Here is a 15606-nt window from a genome sequence, read left to right as displayed (position 1 = left end):
TAGTGGCCCCCGGGCAAGAGCCCCGGGTGCTTCGATCGAAGACCGGCCCGCACCGGACGGGGCGCTTCTCCGCCACCGTCCCCCCGCCGCACGGGCGTGGAGGGACGAAAGACGACAAGTAACGGAGAAGAACGCTGGTGGAGAACGAGACCCACTACGCCGAGGCCGTCATCGACAACGGCTCCTTCGGCACCCGCACCATCCGCTTCGAGACGGGCCGCCTGGCCAAGCAGGCCGCCGGCTCCGCCGTGGCCTACCTGGACGACGACACCATGGTGCTGTCGGCCACCACCGCCTCCAAGAACCCCAAGGACCAGCTCGACTTCTTCCCGCTGACGGTGGACGTCGAGGAGCGGATGTACGCCGCCGGCAAGATCCCCGGCAGCTTCTTCCGCCGTGAGGGCCGGCCGTCCGAGGACGCGATCCTCACCTGCCGCCTGATCGACCGCCCGCTGCGCCCGTCCTTCAAGAAGGGCCTGCGCAACGAGATCCAGGTCGTCGCCACGATCATGGCGCTCAACCCCGACCACCTGTACGACGTCGTGGCGATCAACGCCGCCTCCGCGTCCACGCAGCTGGCCGGCCTGCCCTTCTCCGGCCCGATCGGCGGCGTCCGCGTCGCGCTGATCCGCGGCCAGTGGGTGGCCTTCCCGACGCACACCGAGCTCGAGGACGCCGTCTTCGACATGGTCGTCGCCGGCCGCGTCCTGGAGGACGGCGACGTCGCGATCATGATGGTCGAGGCCGAGGCCACCGAGAAGACCATCAAGCTGGTCGAGGGCGGCGCCGAGGCGCCCACCGAGGAGGTCGTCGCGGCCGGTCTGGACGCCGCGAAGCCCTTCATCAAGGTGCTCTGCAAGGCCCAGTCGGACCTCGCCGCCAAGGCCGCCAAGCCGACCGGCGAGTTCCCGATCTTCCTGGACTACCAGGACGACGTGCTGGAGGCGCTCACCGCCGCCGTCAAGCCGGAGCTGGCCCAGGCGCTCACCATCGCCGGCAAGCAGGAGCGCGAGGCCGAGCTGGACCGCGTCAAGCAGCTCGCCGCCGAGAAGCTCCTGCCGCAGTTCGAGGGCCGCGAGAAGGAGATCTCCGCCGCGTACCGCTCGCTGACCAAGACCCTGGTCCGTGAGCGCGTGATCAAGGAGAAGAAGCGCATCGACGGCCGCGGTGTCACCGACATCCGCACCCTGGCCGCCGAGGTCGAGGCCATCCCGCGGGTTCACGGCTCCGCCGTGTTCGAGCGCGGCGAGACCCAGATCCTGGGCGTCACCACGCTGAACATGCTCCGCATGGAGCAGCAGCTGGACACCCTCTCGCCGGTGACCCGCAAGCGCTACATGCACAACTACAACTTCCCGCCGTACTCCACCGGCGAGACCGGCCGCGTCGGCTCCCCCAAGCGCCGCGAGATCGGCCACGGCGCCCTCGCCGAGCGCGCCCTGGTGCCGGTGCTCCCCACGCGCGAGGAGTTCCCCTACGCGATCCGCCAGGTGTCCGAGGCGCTCAGCTCGAACGGCTCGACCTCCATGGGCTCGGTCTGCGCCTCCACCATGTCGCTGCTGAACGCCGGTGTGCCGCTGAAGGCCCCGGTCGCCGGTATCGCCATGGGCCTGATCTCCCAGGAGATCGAGGGCGAGACGCACTACGTGACGCTGACCGACATCCTCGGTGCCGAGGACGCCTTCGGCGACATGGACTTCAAGGTCGCCGGCACCAAGGAGTTCGTCACCGCCCTCCAGCTCGACACCAAGCTGGACGGCATCCCGGCCTCCGTGCTGGCCGCCGCCCTCAAGCAGGCTCGTGACGCCCGCCTCCACATCCTCGACGTGATGATGGAAGCGATCGACACGCCGGACGAGATGTCCCCGAACGCGCCGCGGATCATCACCGTGAAGATCCCGGTCGACAAGATCGGCGAGGTCATCGGCCCCAAGGGCAAGATGATCAACCAGATCCAGGAGGACACGGGCGCCGAGATCACCATCGAGGACGACGGCACCATCTACATCGGTGCCGCCGACGGTCCGGCCGCCGAGGCCGCCCGCACCACGATCAACGGCATCGCCAACCCGACGATGCCCGAGGTCGGCGAGCGCTACCTGGGCACGGTCGTGAAGACGACGACGTTCGGCGCCTTCGTCTCCCTGCTCCCCGGCAAGGACGGCCTGCTGCACATCTCGCAGATCCGCAAGCTGGCCGGCGGCAAGCGCGTGGAGAACGTCGAGGACGTCCTCGGTGTGGGCCAGAAGGTCCAGGTCGAGATCGCCGAGATCGACTCCCGCGGCAAGCTTTCCCTCATCCCCGTGGTCGAGGGCGAAGAGTCCACCGACGAGACGAAGAAGGACGACGCCGACCAGTGACGTCCCGTAGCTCCAAGGCGACGGCCCGCACCTCCTCGGAGGCGCGGGCCGTCGCCCGTACCCAAACCCTCATCAAGGGCGAGAACGGCATCGGCACGGTCCGCAAGACCACCCTCCCCGGCGGTCTGCGCATCGTCACCGAGACCCTGCCCTCGGTCCGCTCCGCGACCTTCGGCATCTGGGCGCACGTCGGCTCCCGCGACGAGACCCCGTCGCTGAACGGCGCCACGCACTACCTGGAGCACCTGCTCTTCAAGGGCACCTCCCGGCGCAGCGCCCTGGACATCTCCGCCGCGATCGACGCGGTCGGCGGCGAGATGAACGCGTTCACGGCGAAGGAGTACACGTGCTACTACGCGCGCGTGCTCGACGCCGACCTGCCGCTCGCCATCGACGTCGTCTGCGACATGCTGACTGGCTCCCTGATCCTGGAGGAGGACGTCGACGTCGAGCGCGGCGCCATCCTCGAGGAGATCGCCATGACCGAGGACGACCCCGGCGACTGCGTGCACGACCTGTTCGCGCACACGATGTTCGGCGACAACCCCCTCGGCCGCCCCGTCCTCGGCACGGTCGACACGGTCAACGCCCTCACCGCCGACCGCATCCGCCGCTTCTACCGGAAGCACTACGACCCGACCCACCTGGTGGTCGCGGCGGCCGGCAACGTCGACCACACGAAGGTCGTACGCCAGGTCCGCGCCGCCTTCGAGAAGGCCGGTGCCCTGCGCGACCCGGCCGCCCGGCCCATCGCGCCCCGCGAAGGCCGGCGCTCCATCCGCACCGCCGGCCGCGTCGAGCTGATCGGCCGCAAGACCGAGCAGGCACACGTCGTCCTCGGCATGCCGGGCCTCGCCCGCACCGACGACCGTCGCTGGGCCCTGGGCGTGCTCAACACCGCCCTCGGCGGCGGCATGTCCTCCCGCCTGTTCCAGGAGGTCCGCGAGAAGCGCGGCCTGGCCTACAGCGTGTACTCCTACACCTCCGGCTTCGCCGACTGCGGCCTGTTCGGCGTGTACGCGGGCTGCCGGCCCTCCCAGGTGCACGACGTGCTGAAAATCTGCCGCGACGAACTCGACCACGTCGCCGAGCACGGCCTGTCCGACGACGAGATCGGCCGCGCCATCGGCCAGCTCCGCGGCTCCACGGTCCTCGGCCTGGAGGACACCGGCGCGCTGATGAACCGTATCGGCAAGAGCGAGCTGTGCTGGGGCGAGCAGATGTCGGTGGACGACATGCTCTCCCGGATAGCCTCGGTCACCCCGGACGAGGTCCGCGCGGTCGCCCGCGACGTCCTGGGCCGGCGCCCCTCGCTGTCGGTCATCGGCCCGCTCAAGGACAAGCAGGCCTCCCGGCTGCACGACGCCGTGGCATAACCCCCTTCAGCCGTAAGGAAGCAACAGACATGAGCAAGCTGCGCGTGGCGGTCCTCGGCGCCAAGGGCCGGATCGGGTCCGAGGCGGTACGGGCGGTCGAGGCCGCCGAGGACATGGAACTGGTCGCCGCCCTCGGCCGGGGCGACGCACTGGAGACACTGACCGACACCGGCGCCCAGGTCGCCGTCGAGCTGACCACGCCCGACTCGGTCATGGACAACCTCGACTACTGCGTACGCCACGGCATCCACGCCGTCGTCGGTACGACGGGCTGGACCGACGAGCGCCTCGCGCAGCTGAAGGACTGGCTCGCCGGCTCTCCGGAGACCGGCGTGCTCATCGCGCCCAACTTCTCCATCGGCGCCGTGCTGACCATGAAGTTCGCGCAGATCGCCGCGCCGTACTTCGAGTCCGTCGAGGTCGTCGAGCTGCACCACCCGAACAAGGTCGACGCGCCCTCCGGCACCGCCACGCGCACCGCCCAGCTCATCGCCGAGGCCCGGCGCAGGGCCGGCAGCGCCCCCGCGCCGGACGCCACGGCCACCGCCCTGGAGGGCGCCCGCGGCGCGGACGTCGACGGCGTCCCGGTGCACGCGGTCCGGCTGCGCGGCCTGCTCGCCCACCAGGAGGTCCTGCTCGGCGGCGAGGGGGAGACCCTCACCGTCCGGCACGACTCGCTGCACCACAGCAGCTTCATGCCGGGCATCCTGCTGGGCGCCCGCCGCGTGGTGAGCACCCCGGGCCTGACCTTCGGCCTGGAACACTTCCTGGACCTGGGCTGACACGAGGTCCGGCACACATGCGCGCGAAGATCTCCTACGCCGTCACGGCCGCCGTCCTGGTCGTCTACTTCGTCCTGGTCGGCAGCCGCGGCGTCCTGCTCATCGAGACCGGCACCCCGCTCACCGTCACGTTCGGCGTCGCGGTGCTGATCCTGCCGGTGATCGGCCTGTGGTTCCTGTGGAAGAACACGCAGTTCGTCCGCAAGGCCAACCGGCTGGCCGCCGAACTCGACGCCGAGGGCGGCCTGCCCGTCGACGAGCTGAAGCGCACGCCCGGCGGCCGCATCGACCGCGACTCCGCCGACGAGGTCTTCGCCCGGCGCAAGGCCGAGACGGAGGCGGCGCCCGACGACTGGCGCAGCTGGTTCCGCCTCGCCGTCGCCTATCACGACGCCCGCGACACGCCGCGCGCCCGCAAGGCGATGCAACGGGCGATCGCCCTGTACGAGGCCGCCGGTGGCGACGGCAGGCCAGCCGCGGCCGCCTGACCCCGCCCGGGCCACGCCGCGCCGGCCCGGCACGGAGCCGTTCCGGCACGTGAAACGCCGGTGGCCCGGTCCGCAACCGCGGACCGGGCCACCGGCGTCCGTCTGCTCTCAGAACGTGCGCACTCAGTCCCGACGGTGCTCCGCGGCCCACGCCTCCAGGGCGTCCGCGGCCCGGTCGAAGGCCTCCCCGCGCGCCAGGAAGTCCGCGTTGTGCGTGGTCAGCAGGGGCGGCACCGTCGCATCGGCACCCTGGCCGCGCCGCATGAGGATCAGCGCCTGCCCCTGCACCGTGCGCGGCAGCCCGAGCCAGCGCACCGGCTGCTGCACCGTCCGCACCTGATCGACCTGGCGCCACGGCAGCGTACGCGTGCTGAAGAAGCTCACCTGACGCAGCCCGTGCGTGCTCACCCATACGCCCATGCGCAGCAGCCGCAGCGCGCAGGCGATGGCGACCGAGGCGATGCCGAAGATGATCCCGGTCTCGGACAGTGTGCCCGCCGCCGCGATGATGACCGCCGCGAACAGCACGTACGACGCGAGCAGCAGCAGCACCGCCGCGGTCCCCACGCGCCATGGTCCGGGACGGTACGGCCGCCGCCAGCGGTCCTGGTCGTCGTACGGCAGCGCGACGTCGTCGGCCGCGTCGAAGGCGCGGTCGGCCGTCAGGAAGGGCAGGGGCACGGCGGATCCTCACTCGTCCAAGGTGGGCTGTGCCCGGTGAGGTTATCCGCCTGTGTCCCCGGTCACCACCCTCGGGGGTCCGGATGGAGTCAGCCCGGGGTGTGGACCGCAGCCGTCCCGGCTCAGCGCTTGTCGGAGGCCTGTGACTGCTGCGTCTGCGGGGTCGACTGGTCGATGGACAGCGCGGGCATGCCGATGAGAAGGGAACCCGCGAGGCCGGCGACGATGGTGAGGCCCAGGAGCCAGCGCCCGGCTATCTGGCCGAAGGACGCCCGTTCCCTCGGTGGGGGAGTGACATTGCTGCGGAACCTGTCGGCCTCGGCGACGAAGGCGAACGGGACGGGTTCACGCCGGCGGTACATCGAGGTGCGTCTCCTTCCGGGGACTGAGCGGATGAAGTGTCATGAGTACAGACGAACGAACACCGGTGAAGGTGCCCTGTTTCGCCGACTTCATTGCCCCACGGCACCGATCGCCCCGTTTGGCGGACCACGGCGGGGCCGCCTCCGGAGGGCCGTAGAGTGGCGTCCGCAAGCGACGAGATGGGAAGGCCCTCCACACCGTGTCCGATACGCCCGAAGCAGACTTCAAGATCGAACTGCGCAGCGACGTCACCGTCGAGCTGGTCAAGCACACCGCGTCCGACGCCGACGTGCTGTTCGCCGCCCGTGTCTCCACCCTCGGTGAGCAGTCCCTGGACGAGCTGGACAAGGACCCGGAGCGCTCCAAGGGCCTGATCAACTACCTCATGCGGGACCGGCACGGCAGCCCCTTCGAGCACAACTCGATGACCTTCTTCGTCAGTGCCCCGATCTTCGTCTTCCGCGAGTTCATGCGCCACCGCGTGGGCTGGTCGTACAACGAGGAGAGCGGCCGCTACCGCGAGCTCCAGCCCGTCTTCTACGTCCCCGACGCCTCCCGCAAGCTGGTCCAGGAGGGCCGCCCGGGCAAGTACCGCTTCGTCGAGGGCACCCAGGCCCAGCAGGAGCTGGCCGGCCGCGCGATGGAGGACTCCTACCGGCAGGCGTACGAGACCTACCGCGAGATGCTCGCCGCCGCCGTCGCCCGCGAGGTCGCCCGCGCGGTGCTCCCCGTCGGCCTGTACTCCTCGATGTACGCCACCTGCAACGCCCGCTCGCTGATGCACTTCCTCGGCCTGCGCACCCAGCACGAGCTGGCGAAGGTCCCCTCCTTCCCGCAGCGGGAGATCGAGATGGTCGGCGAGAAGATGGAGGCCGAGTGGGCCAGGCTGATGCCGCTCACCCACGCGGCCTTCAACGCCAACGGCCGCGTGGCCCCGTAACGCACCGTCCGGCACTCCCCAGAGCGCACACATGTACGCATCAGCCTCGCGAAGTGTCCGTATTGCGGCCTTTTGCGAAATTCATCTAGCCTGATCGCACGGGCCCGGCACTGCTTGAACCCCCGAGCAGGCAGTGCCGGGCTCCGTCTCCGCCACCACGTGCCGCCTCCCCCGAGGGCAGACCCCGGACCGAGCAACGAGTAGCGTGTAACCCATGGCTCCGACCTCCACTCCGCAGACCCCCTTCGGGCGGGTCCTCACCGCCATGGTCACGCCCTTCACGGCGGACGGCGCACTCGACCTCGACGGCGCGCAGCGGCTCGCCACCCACCTGGTGGACGCAGGCAACGACGGCCTGATCATCAACGGCACCACCGGCGAGTCGCCCACCACCAGTGACGTGGAGAAAACGGAGCTCGTACGAGCCGTGCTGGAGGCCGTGGGCGACCGCGCCCACGTCGTCGCGGGCGTCGGCACCAACGACACCCACCACAGCATCGAGCTGGCCCGCGCCGCCGAGCGGGTCGGCGCACACGGCCTGCTCGTCGTCACCCCGTACTACAACAAGCCCCCGCAGGAGGGCCTGTACCGGCACTTCAAGGCCATCGCCGACACCACCGAGCTGCCGGTCATGCTCTACGACATCCCCGGCCGCAGCGGCGTCCCGATCAACACGGAGACCATCGTCCGCCTCGCGGAGCACCCGCGGATCGTCGCCAACAAGGACGCCAAGGGCGACCTCGGCCGCGCCAGCTGGGCCATCGCGCACTCGGACCTCGCCTGGTACTCCGGCGACGACATGCTGAACCTCCCCCTCCTCTCGGTGGGCGCGGTCGGCTTCGTCTCCGTCGTCGGCCACGTGGTGACCCCCGAGCTGCGGGCCATGGTCGACGCGTACGTCGCCGGTGACGTGCACAAGGCCCTGGAGATCCACCAGAAGCTGCTCCCGGTCTTCACCGGCATGTTCCGTACCCAGGGCGTCATGACCACCAAGGCCGCCCTCACCCTCCAGGGCCTGCCCGGCGGCCCGCTGCGCCCGCCGATGGTAGAGCTCGCACCGGAGGAGACCGAACAGCTGAAGATCGATCTTGCCGCGGGCGGGGTACAGCTCTGACAACAGACTTCGCAACAACGCGCCCCACCGCGCGACCGCACTTCACAACTGAATAGGCAGGCCGCCGGTGCCTGCACCCACGACAACTGCTTCTGCACGAACGTCACGCGCGCCACGTGCCACACCGGTACGTGGCGCGCGTGGTGAGGAGAGTCTTTTGAGTCATCCGCACCCCGAACTGAGCGCGCCCCCGCCGCTCCCCGAAGGCGGCCTGCGGGTCACGCCCCTCGGCGGCCTCGGCGAGATCGGCCGCAACATGACGGTCTTCGAGTACGGCGGCCGTCTGCTGATCGTCGACTGCGGAGTGCTCTTCCCCGAGGAGGAGCAGCCCGGAATCGACCTGATCCTGCCGGACTTCTCGTCCATCCGGGACCGCCTCGACGACATCGAGGGGATCGTCCTCACCCACGGCCACGAGGACCACATCGGCGGGGTCCCGTACCTCCTCCGCGAGAAGCCGGACATCCCGCTGATCGGGTCCAAGCTGACCCTGGCCCTCATCGAGGCCAAGCTCCAGGAGCACCGCATCCGCCCGTACACCCTCCAGGTGACGGAGGGGCACCGGGAGCGCATCGGCCCCTTCGACTGCGAGTTCATCGCCGTCAACCACTCCATCCCGGACGCCCTGGCCGTCGCCATCCGCACTCCCGCGGGCATGGCGGTCCACACCGGCGACTTCAAGATGGACCAGCTCCCGCTGGACAACCGACTCACGGACCTGCACGCGTTCGCCCGCCTGAGCGAGGAGGGCATCGACCTCCTCCTCTCCGACTCGACGAACGCCGAGGTGCCGGGCTTCGTCCCGCCCGAGCGCGACATCTCCAACGTGCTGCGCCAGGTCTTCGCCGGCGCCCGCAAGCGGATCATCGTGGCCAGCTTCGCCAGCCACGTCCACCGCATCCAGCAGATCCTCGACGCGGCGTACGAGTACGGCCGCCGGGTCGCCTTCGTCGGCCGCTCCATGGTCCGCAACATGGGCATCGCCCGCGACCTGGGGTACCTGAAGGTTCCGCCGGGCCTGGTCGTGGACGTCAAGACCCTGGACGACCTGCCGGACAGCGAGGTGGTCCTGGTCTGCACGGGCTCCCAGGGCGAACCGATGGCGGCCCTGTCCCGCATGGCCAACCGGGACCACCAGATCCGCATTGTCGAGGGCGACACGGTGATCCTGGCCTCGTCCCTCATCCCCGGCAACGAGAACGCGGTCTACCGCGTGATCAACGGCCTGACCCGCTGGGGCGCCAACGTGGTCCACAAGGGCAACGCCAAGGTCCACGTCTCTGGCCACGCGTCCGCGGGCGAGCTGCTGTACTTCTACAACATCTGCCGCCCGAAGAACCTGATGCCGGTCCACGGCGAATGGCGCCACCTGCGCGCCAACGCCGAACTCGGCGCAATGACGGGCGTCCCGCACGACCGCATCGTCATCGCCGAGGACGGAGTGGCGGTCGACCTCGTCGAGGGCAAGGCGAAGATCTCCGGCAAGGTCCAGGCCGGATACGTGTACGTCGACGGCCTCTCGGTCGGTGACGTGGGCGAGCCGGCCCTCAAGGACCGCAAGATCCTCGGTGACGAGGGCATCATCTCGGTCTTCGTGGTCATCGACTCCTCCACCGGGAAGATCACCGGGGGACCGCACATCCAGGCCCGGGGCTCGGGCATCGACGACTCTGCGTTCGGCGACGTGATCCCCAGGATCACCGAGTCCCTGGAGCGTTCGGCGCAGGACGGCGTCGTCGAACCCCACCAGCTCCAGCAGCTGGTACGCCGGACCCTGGGCAAGTGGGTCTCGGACACCTACCGCCGCAGGCCGATGATCCTGCCTGTGGTCGTGGAGGTCTGACGGCCCGTCGGCTCGCCGGCCGCCCCAACGAGGGGCGGGGCGCCTTGATTTGCATCCGGGCGCCCCGCTCCAGTACGTTTACAACTCCGCTCGGACGGGCACCCGACCACTTCATGGGGTCGAGGGCGACCCGGAAGGGGCGGGAATTCCGACTCAGAATCTCTGATAAAGTCGGAGCCGCCGGAAAGGAAACCGCGAGAGCGGGAACCTGGAAAGCACCGAGGAAATCGGATCGGAAAAGATCTGATAGAGTCGGAAACACCGAAGGGAAGCGCCCGGAGGAAAGCCGCGAGAGAGTCTCTCGGGTGAGTACAAAGGAAGCGTCCGTTCCTTGAGAACTCAACAGCGTGCCAAAAGTCAACGCCAGATATGTTGATACCCCGTCTACCGGACCATTTTGGTCTGGTGGCGAGGTTCCTTTGAAAAAATACAGCGAGGACGCTGTGAACGGCCGGGGATATTCCTCCTGGCTGTTCCGCTCCCGTGAAAAGCATTCACGGAGAGTTTGATCCTGGCTCAGGACGAACGCTGGCGGCGTGCTTAACACATGCAAGTCGAACGATGAACCTCCTTCGGGAGGGGATTAGTGGCGAACGGGTGAGTAACACGTGGGCAATCTGCCCTGCACTCTGGGACAAGCCCTGGAAACGGGGTCTAATACCGGATACAACCACTGGGGGCATCCTCTGGTGGTGGAAAGCTCCGGCGGTGCAGGATGAGCCCGCGGCCTATCAGCTAGTTGGTGAGGTAATGGCTCACCAAGGCGACGACGGGTAGCCGGCCTGAGAGGGCGACCGGCCACACTGGGACTGAGACACGGCCCAGACTCCTACGGGAGGCAGCAGTGGGGAATATTGCACAATGGGCGAAAGCCTGATGCAGCGACGCCGCGTGAGGGATGACGGCCTTCGGGTTGTAAACCTCTTTCAGCAGGGAAGAAGCGAAAGTGACGGTACCTGCAGAAGAAGCGTAAGCTAACTACGTGCCAGCAGCCGCGGTAATACGTAGGGCGCAAGCGTTGTCCGGAATTATTGGGCGTAAAGAGCTCGTAGGCGGCTTGTCACGTCGGTTGTGAAAGCCCGGGGCTTAACCCCGGGTCTGCAGTCGATACGGGCAGGCTAGAGTTCGGTAGGGGAGATCGGAATTCCTGGTGTAGCGGTGAAATGCGCAGATATCAGGAGGAACACCGGTGGCGAAGGCGGATCTCTGGGCCGATACTGACGCTGAGGAGCGAAAGCGTGGGGAGCGAACAGGATTAGATACCCTGGTAGTCCACGCCGTAAACGGTGGGCACTAGGTGTGGGCAACATTCCACGTTGTCCGTGCCGCAGCTAACGCATTAAGTGCCCCGCCTGGGGAGTACGGCCGCAAGGCTAAAACTCAAAGGAATTGACGGGGGCCCGCACAAGCGGCGGAGCATGTGGCTTAATTCGACGCAACGCGAAGAACCTTACCAAGGCTTGACATACACCGGAAACATCCAGAGATGGGTGCCCCCTTGTGGTCGGTGTACAGGTGGTGCATGGCTGTCGTCAGCTCGTGTCGTGAGATGTTGGGTTAAGTCCCGCAACGAGCGCAACCCTTGTCCCGTGTTGCCAGCAGGCCCTTGTGGTGCTGGGGACTCACGGGAGACCGCCGGGGTCAACTCGGAGGAAGGTGGGGACGACGTCAAGTCATCATGCCCCTTATGTCTTGGGCTGCACACGTGCTACAATGGCCGGTACAATGAGCTGCGATACCGCGAGGTGGAGCGAATCTCAAAAAGCCGGTCTCAGTTCGGATTGGGGTCTGCAACTCGACCCCATGAAGTCGGAGTCGCTAGTAATCGCAGATCAGCATTGCTGCGGTGAATACGTTCCCGGGCCTTGTACACACCGCCCGTCACGTCACGAAAGTCGGTAACACCCGAAGCCGGTGGCCCAACCCCCTTGTGGGGAGGGAGCTGTCGAAGGTGGGACTGGCGATTGGGACGAAGTCGTAACAAGGTAGCCGTACCGGAAGGTGCGGCTGGATCACCTCCTTTCTAAGGAGCACTTCTAGGCTGCCTCGGCAGTCCAGAGGCCAGTACATCAGCGAGTGTCTGATGCTGGTTGCTCATGGGTGGAACGTTGACTACTCGGCACACTCGGTCTGTTCGGGCCGCTAGTACTGCTCTTCGGAGCGTGGAACGCGGACCACGGGAGGCGGGGGTGTCGGGCACGCTGTTGGGTATCTGAGGGTACGGCCCGTGTGGCTGCCTTCAGTGTCGGCCCCAGTGCACTCGGGAGTTTTTCCGGGGTGATGGGTGGTTGGTCGTTGTTTGAGAACTGCACAGTGGACGCGAGCATCTGTGGCCAAGTTTTTAAGGGCGCACGGTGGATGCCTTGGCACCAGGAACCGATGAAGGACGTGGGAGGCCACGATAGGCCCCGGGGAGTCGTCAACCAGGCTTTGATCCGGGGGTGTCCGAATGGGGAAACCCGGCAGTCGTCATGGGCTGCCACCCGCTGCTGAACACATAGGCAGTGTGGAGGGAACGCGGGGAAGTGAAACATCTCAGTACCCGCAGGAAGAGAAAACAACCGTGATTCCGGGAGTAGTGGCGAGCGAAACTGGATGAGGCTAAACCGTATACGTGTGAGACCCGGCAGGGGTTGCGTGTACGGGGTTGTGGGATCTCTCTTCCACGGTCTGCCGGCCGTGGGACGAGTCAGAAACCGTTGATGTAGGCGAAGGACATGCGAAAGGTCCGGCGTAGAGGGTAAGACCCCCGTAGTCGAAACGTCAGCGGCTCGTTTGAGAGACACCCAAGTAGCACGGGGCCCGAGAAATCCCGTGTGAATCTGGCGGGACCACCCGCTAAGCCTAAATATTCCCTGGTGACCGATAGCGGATAGTACCGTGAGGGAATGGTGAAAAGTACCCCGGGAGGGGAGTGAAATAGTACCTGAAACCGTGTGCCTACAAGCCGTGGGAGCGTCGCTGATGGGCTTGCTCATCAGTCGTGACTGCGTGCCTTTTGAAGAATGAGCCTGCGAGTTTGCGGTGTGTTGCGAGGTTAACCCGGGTGGGGTAGCCGTAGCGAAAGCGAGTCCGAATAGGGCGTTTTTAGTAGCACGCTCAAGACCCGAAGCGGAGTGATCTAGCCATGGGCAGGTTGAAGCGGAGGTAAGACTTCGTGGAGGACCGAACCCACCAGGGTTGAAAACCTGGGGGATGACCTGTGGTTAGGGGTGAAAGGCCAATCAAACTCCGTGATAGCTGGTTCTCCCCGAAATGCATTTAGGTGCAGCGTCGTGTGTTTCTTGCCGGAGGTAGAGCACTGGATAGGCGATGGGCCCTACCGGGTTACTGACCTTAGCCAAACTCCGAATGCCGGTAAGTGAGAGCGCGGCAGTGAGACTGTGGGGGATAAGCTCCATGGTCGAGAGGGAAACAGCCCAGAGCATCGACTAAGGCCCCTAAGCGTACGCTAAGTGGGAAAGGATGTGGAGTCGCAGAGACAACCAGGAGGTTGGCTTAGAAGCAGCCACCCTTGAAAGAGTGCGTAATAGCTCACTGGTCAAGTGATTCCGCGCCGACAATGTAGCGGGGCTCAAGCGTACCGCCGAAGTCGTGTCATTGCGATATGTACCCCCAACGGGGATCGTGATGGGTAGGGGAGCGTCGTCTGCCGGGTGAAGCAGCCGCGTAAGCGAGTTGTGGACGGTTGACGAGTGAGAATGCAGGCATGAGTAGCGATACAAACGTGGGAAACGTTTGCGCCGATTGACTAAGGGTTCCTGGGTCAAGCTGATCTGCCCAGGGTAAGTCGGGACCTAAGGCGAGGCCGACAGGCGTAGTCGATGGATAACCGGTTGATATTCCGGTACCCGCTGTGAAGCGTCAAACATCGAATCCAGTGATGCTAAGCCCGTGAAGCCGTCGGCTGAGTCTTCGGACGAGGTCGGAGTGGTGGAGCCGGTGACCCGAGCTGGTAGTAGGTGAGTGATGGGGTGACGCAGGAAGGTAGTCCATCCCGGGCGGTGGTTGTCCCGGGGTAAGGGTGTAGGACGTCAGGTAGGTAAATCCGCCTGGCAATAGTCTGAGACCTGATGCCGAGCCGATTGTGGTGAAGTGGATGATCCTATGCTGTCGAGAAAAGCCTCTAGCGAGTTTCATGGCGGCCCGTACCCTAAACCGACTCAGGTGGTCAGGTAGAGAATACCGAGGCGTTCGGGTGAACTATGGTTAAGGAACTCGGCAAAATGCCCCCGTAACTTCGGGAGAAGGGGGCCATTTCTGGTGATGAGTCTTGCACTCTGAGCTGGGGGTGGCCGCAGAGACCAGCGAGAAGCGACTGTTTACTAAAAACACAGGTCCGTGCGAAGCCGTAAGGCGATGTATACGGACTGACGCCTGCCCGGTGCTGGAACGTTAAGGGGACCGGTTAGTCACTCTTCGGGGTGGCGAAGCTGAGAACTTAAGCGCCAGTAAACGGCGGTGGTAACTATAACCATCCTAAGGTAGCGAAATTCCTTGTCGGGTAAGTTCCGACCTGCACGAATGGCGTAACGACTTCTCGACTGTCTCAACCATAGGCCCGGTGAAATTGCACTACGAGTAAAGATGCTCGTTTCGCGCAGCAGGACGGAAAGACCCCGGGACCTTTACTACAGTTTGATATTGGTGTTCGGTTCGGCTTGTGTAGGATAGCTGGGAGACTGTGAAGCTCGCACGCCAGTGTGGGTGGAGTCGTCGTTGAAATACCAGTCTGGTCGTGCTGGATGTCTAACCTGGGTCCGTGATCCGGATCAGGGACAGTGTCTGATGGGTAGTTTAACTGGGGCGGTTGCCTCCTAAAGGGTAACGGAGGCGCCCAAAGGTTCCCTCAGCCTGGTTGGTAATCAGGTGTTGAGTGTAAGTGCACAAGGGAGCTTGACTGTGAGACCGACGGGTCGAGCAGGGACGAAAGTCGGGACTAGTGATCCGGCGGTGGCTTGTGGAAGCGCCGTCGCTCAACGGATAAAAGGTACCCCGGGGATAACAGGCTGATCTTCCCCAAGAGTCCATATCGACGGGATGGTTTGGCACCTCGATGTCGGCTCGTCGCATCCTGGGGCTGGAGTCGGTCCCAAGGGTTGGGCTGTTCGCCCATTAAAGCGGTACGCGAGCTGGGTTTAGAACGTCGTGAGACAGTTCGGTCCCTATCCGCTGTGCGCGTAGGAGTCTTGAGAAGGGCTGTCCCTAGTACGAGAGGACCGGGACGGACGAACCTCTGGTGTGCCAGTTGTCCTGCCAAGGGCATGGCTGGTTGGCTACGTTCGGGAGGGATAACCGCTGAAAGCATCTAAGCGGGAAGCCTGCTTCGAGATGAGGACTCCCACCCACTTGATGGGGTAAGGCTCCCAGTAGACGACTGGGTTGATAGGCCAGATATGGAAGTCGGGTAACCGGTGGAGTTGACTGGTACTAATAGGCCGAGGGCTTGTCCTCAGTTGCTCGCGTCCACTGTGTTGGTTCTGAAACCACGAACAACCCGCCCATGTTTGGGTGGCTGGTTGGTTGTTTGTTTCATAGTGTTTCGGTGGTCATAGCGTAGGGGAAACGCCCGGTTACATTCCGAACCCGGAAGCTAAGCCTTACAGCGCCGATGGTACTGCAGGGGGGACCCTGTGGGAGAGTAGGACGCCGCCGAACA

Annotated in this window: 9 protein-coding genes and 3 rRNA genes; 10 read left to right on the top strand and 2 right to left on the bottom strand. The window is 65.7% G+C overall.

The annotated features are described in order from the left end of the window. Positions 1–137 precede the first annotated feature (137 nt). Genes ACLGIH_RS08695 through ACLGIH_RS08680 form a run of 4 tightly spaced genes read left to right on the top strand, consistent with a single transcriptional unit; the run spans position 138 to position 5006 of the window. Positions 138–2360 carry a polyribonucleotide nucleotidyltransferase gene (locus ACLGIH_RS08695; protein WP_416524653.1) on the top strand — a complete coding sequence of 741 codons (2223 nt, stop codon included), beginning with the start codon at positions 138–140 and terminating at the stop codon, positions 2358–2360. Beyond that, a complete protein-coding gene (locus ACLGIH_RS08690; protein ID WP_416524652.1) occupies positions 2357–3736 on the top strand; it encodes a M16 family metallopeptidase in 1380 nt (459 codons plus the stop codon). The genes ACLGIH_RS08695 and ACLGIH_RS08690 overlap by 4 nt, the downstream gene beginning before the upstream one ends. A gap of 29 nt (positions 3737–3765) precedes the next feature. Further along, a complete protein-coding gene (gene dapB, locus ACLGIH_RS08685; RefSeq protein WP_416524651.1) occupies positions 3766–4518 on the top strand; it encodes a 4-hydroxy-tetrahydrodipicolinate reductase in 753 nt (250 codons plus the stop codon). A 17-nt stretch (positions 4519–4535) separates the two neighbouring features. Continuing rightward, a complete protein-coding gene (locus ACLGIH_RS08680; protein WP_416524650.1) occupies positions 4536–5006 on the top strand; it encodes a tetratricopeptide repeat protein in 471 nt (156 codons plus the stop codon). A gap of 123 nt (positions 5007–5129) precedes the next feature. On the opposite strand, the gene ACLGIH_RS08675 is transcribed toward ACLGIH_RS08680, so the two are convergent. Both ACLGIH_RS08675 and ACLGIH_RS08670 read right to left on the bottom strand, forming a co-directional pair. Then, positions 5130–5687 (bottom strand): hypothetical protein, encoded by a 558-nt coding sequence (locus tag ACLGIH_RS08675; RefSeq protein ID WP_416524649.1) that lies wholly within the window; start codon positions 5685–5687, stop codon positions 5130–5132. Between the two features lie 122 nt (positions 5688–5809). Then, positions 5810–6049: a hypothetical protein gene (locus ACLGIH_RS08670; protein ID WP_416524648.1), complete on the bottom strand. Its 240-nt coding sequence runs from the start codon at positions 6047–6049 to the stop codon at positions 5810–5812. 200 nt (positions 6050–6249) lie between these two features. On the opposite strand from ACLGIH_RS08670, the gene thyX reads away from it, so the two are divergent. From thyX to rrf, 6 genes are all read left to right on the top strand, one after another. Then, on the top strand, positions 6250–6990 hold the full coding sequence (gene thyX / locus ACLGIH_RS08665) for an FAD-dependent thymidylate synthase (protein WP_416524647.1): 741 nt from the start codon (positions 6250–6252) through the stop codon (positions 6988–6990). Between the two features lie 214 nt (positions 6991–7204). Next, the gene (gene dapA, locus ACLGIH_RS08660) at positions 7205–8104 is read left to right on the top strand and encodes a 4-hydroxy-tetrahydrodipicolinate synthase (RefSeq protein WP_416524646.1); all 900 of its coding nucleotides are present in this window, start codon (positions 7205–7207) and stop codon (positions 8102–8104) included. Positions 8105–8261: 157 nt separating this feature from the next. Then, a complete protein-coding gene (locus ACLGIH_RS08655) occupies positions 8262–9947 on the top strand; it encodes a ribonuclease J (RefSeq protein WP_416524645.1) in 1686 nt (561 codons plus the stop codon). A 493-nt stretch (positions 9948–10440) separates the two neighbouring features. Continuing rightward, positions 10441–11970: ribosomal RNA gene (locus ACLGIH_RS08650) — 16S ribosomal RNA — on the top strand. 308 nt (positions 11971–12278) lie between these two features. Beyond that, positions 12279–15401 (top strand): 23S ribosomal RNA (locus ACLGIH_RS08645). 87 nt (positions 15402–15488) lie between these two features. Beyond that, a 5S ribosomal RNA gene (gene rrf / locus ACLGIH_RS08640) occupies positions 15489–15605 on the top strand. The 16S, 23S and 5S rRNA genes sit together here, the layout of an rRNA operon. Position 15606: the final 1 nt, after the last annotated feature.

Source organism: Streptomyces hamibioticus (assembly GCF_047946815.1).
GTDB lineage: Bacteria > Actinomycetota > Actinomycetes > Streptomycetales > Streptomycetaceae > Streptomyces.
This window is presented reverse-complemented; position numbering and strand designations above follow the sequence as displayed.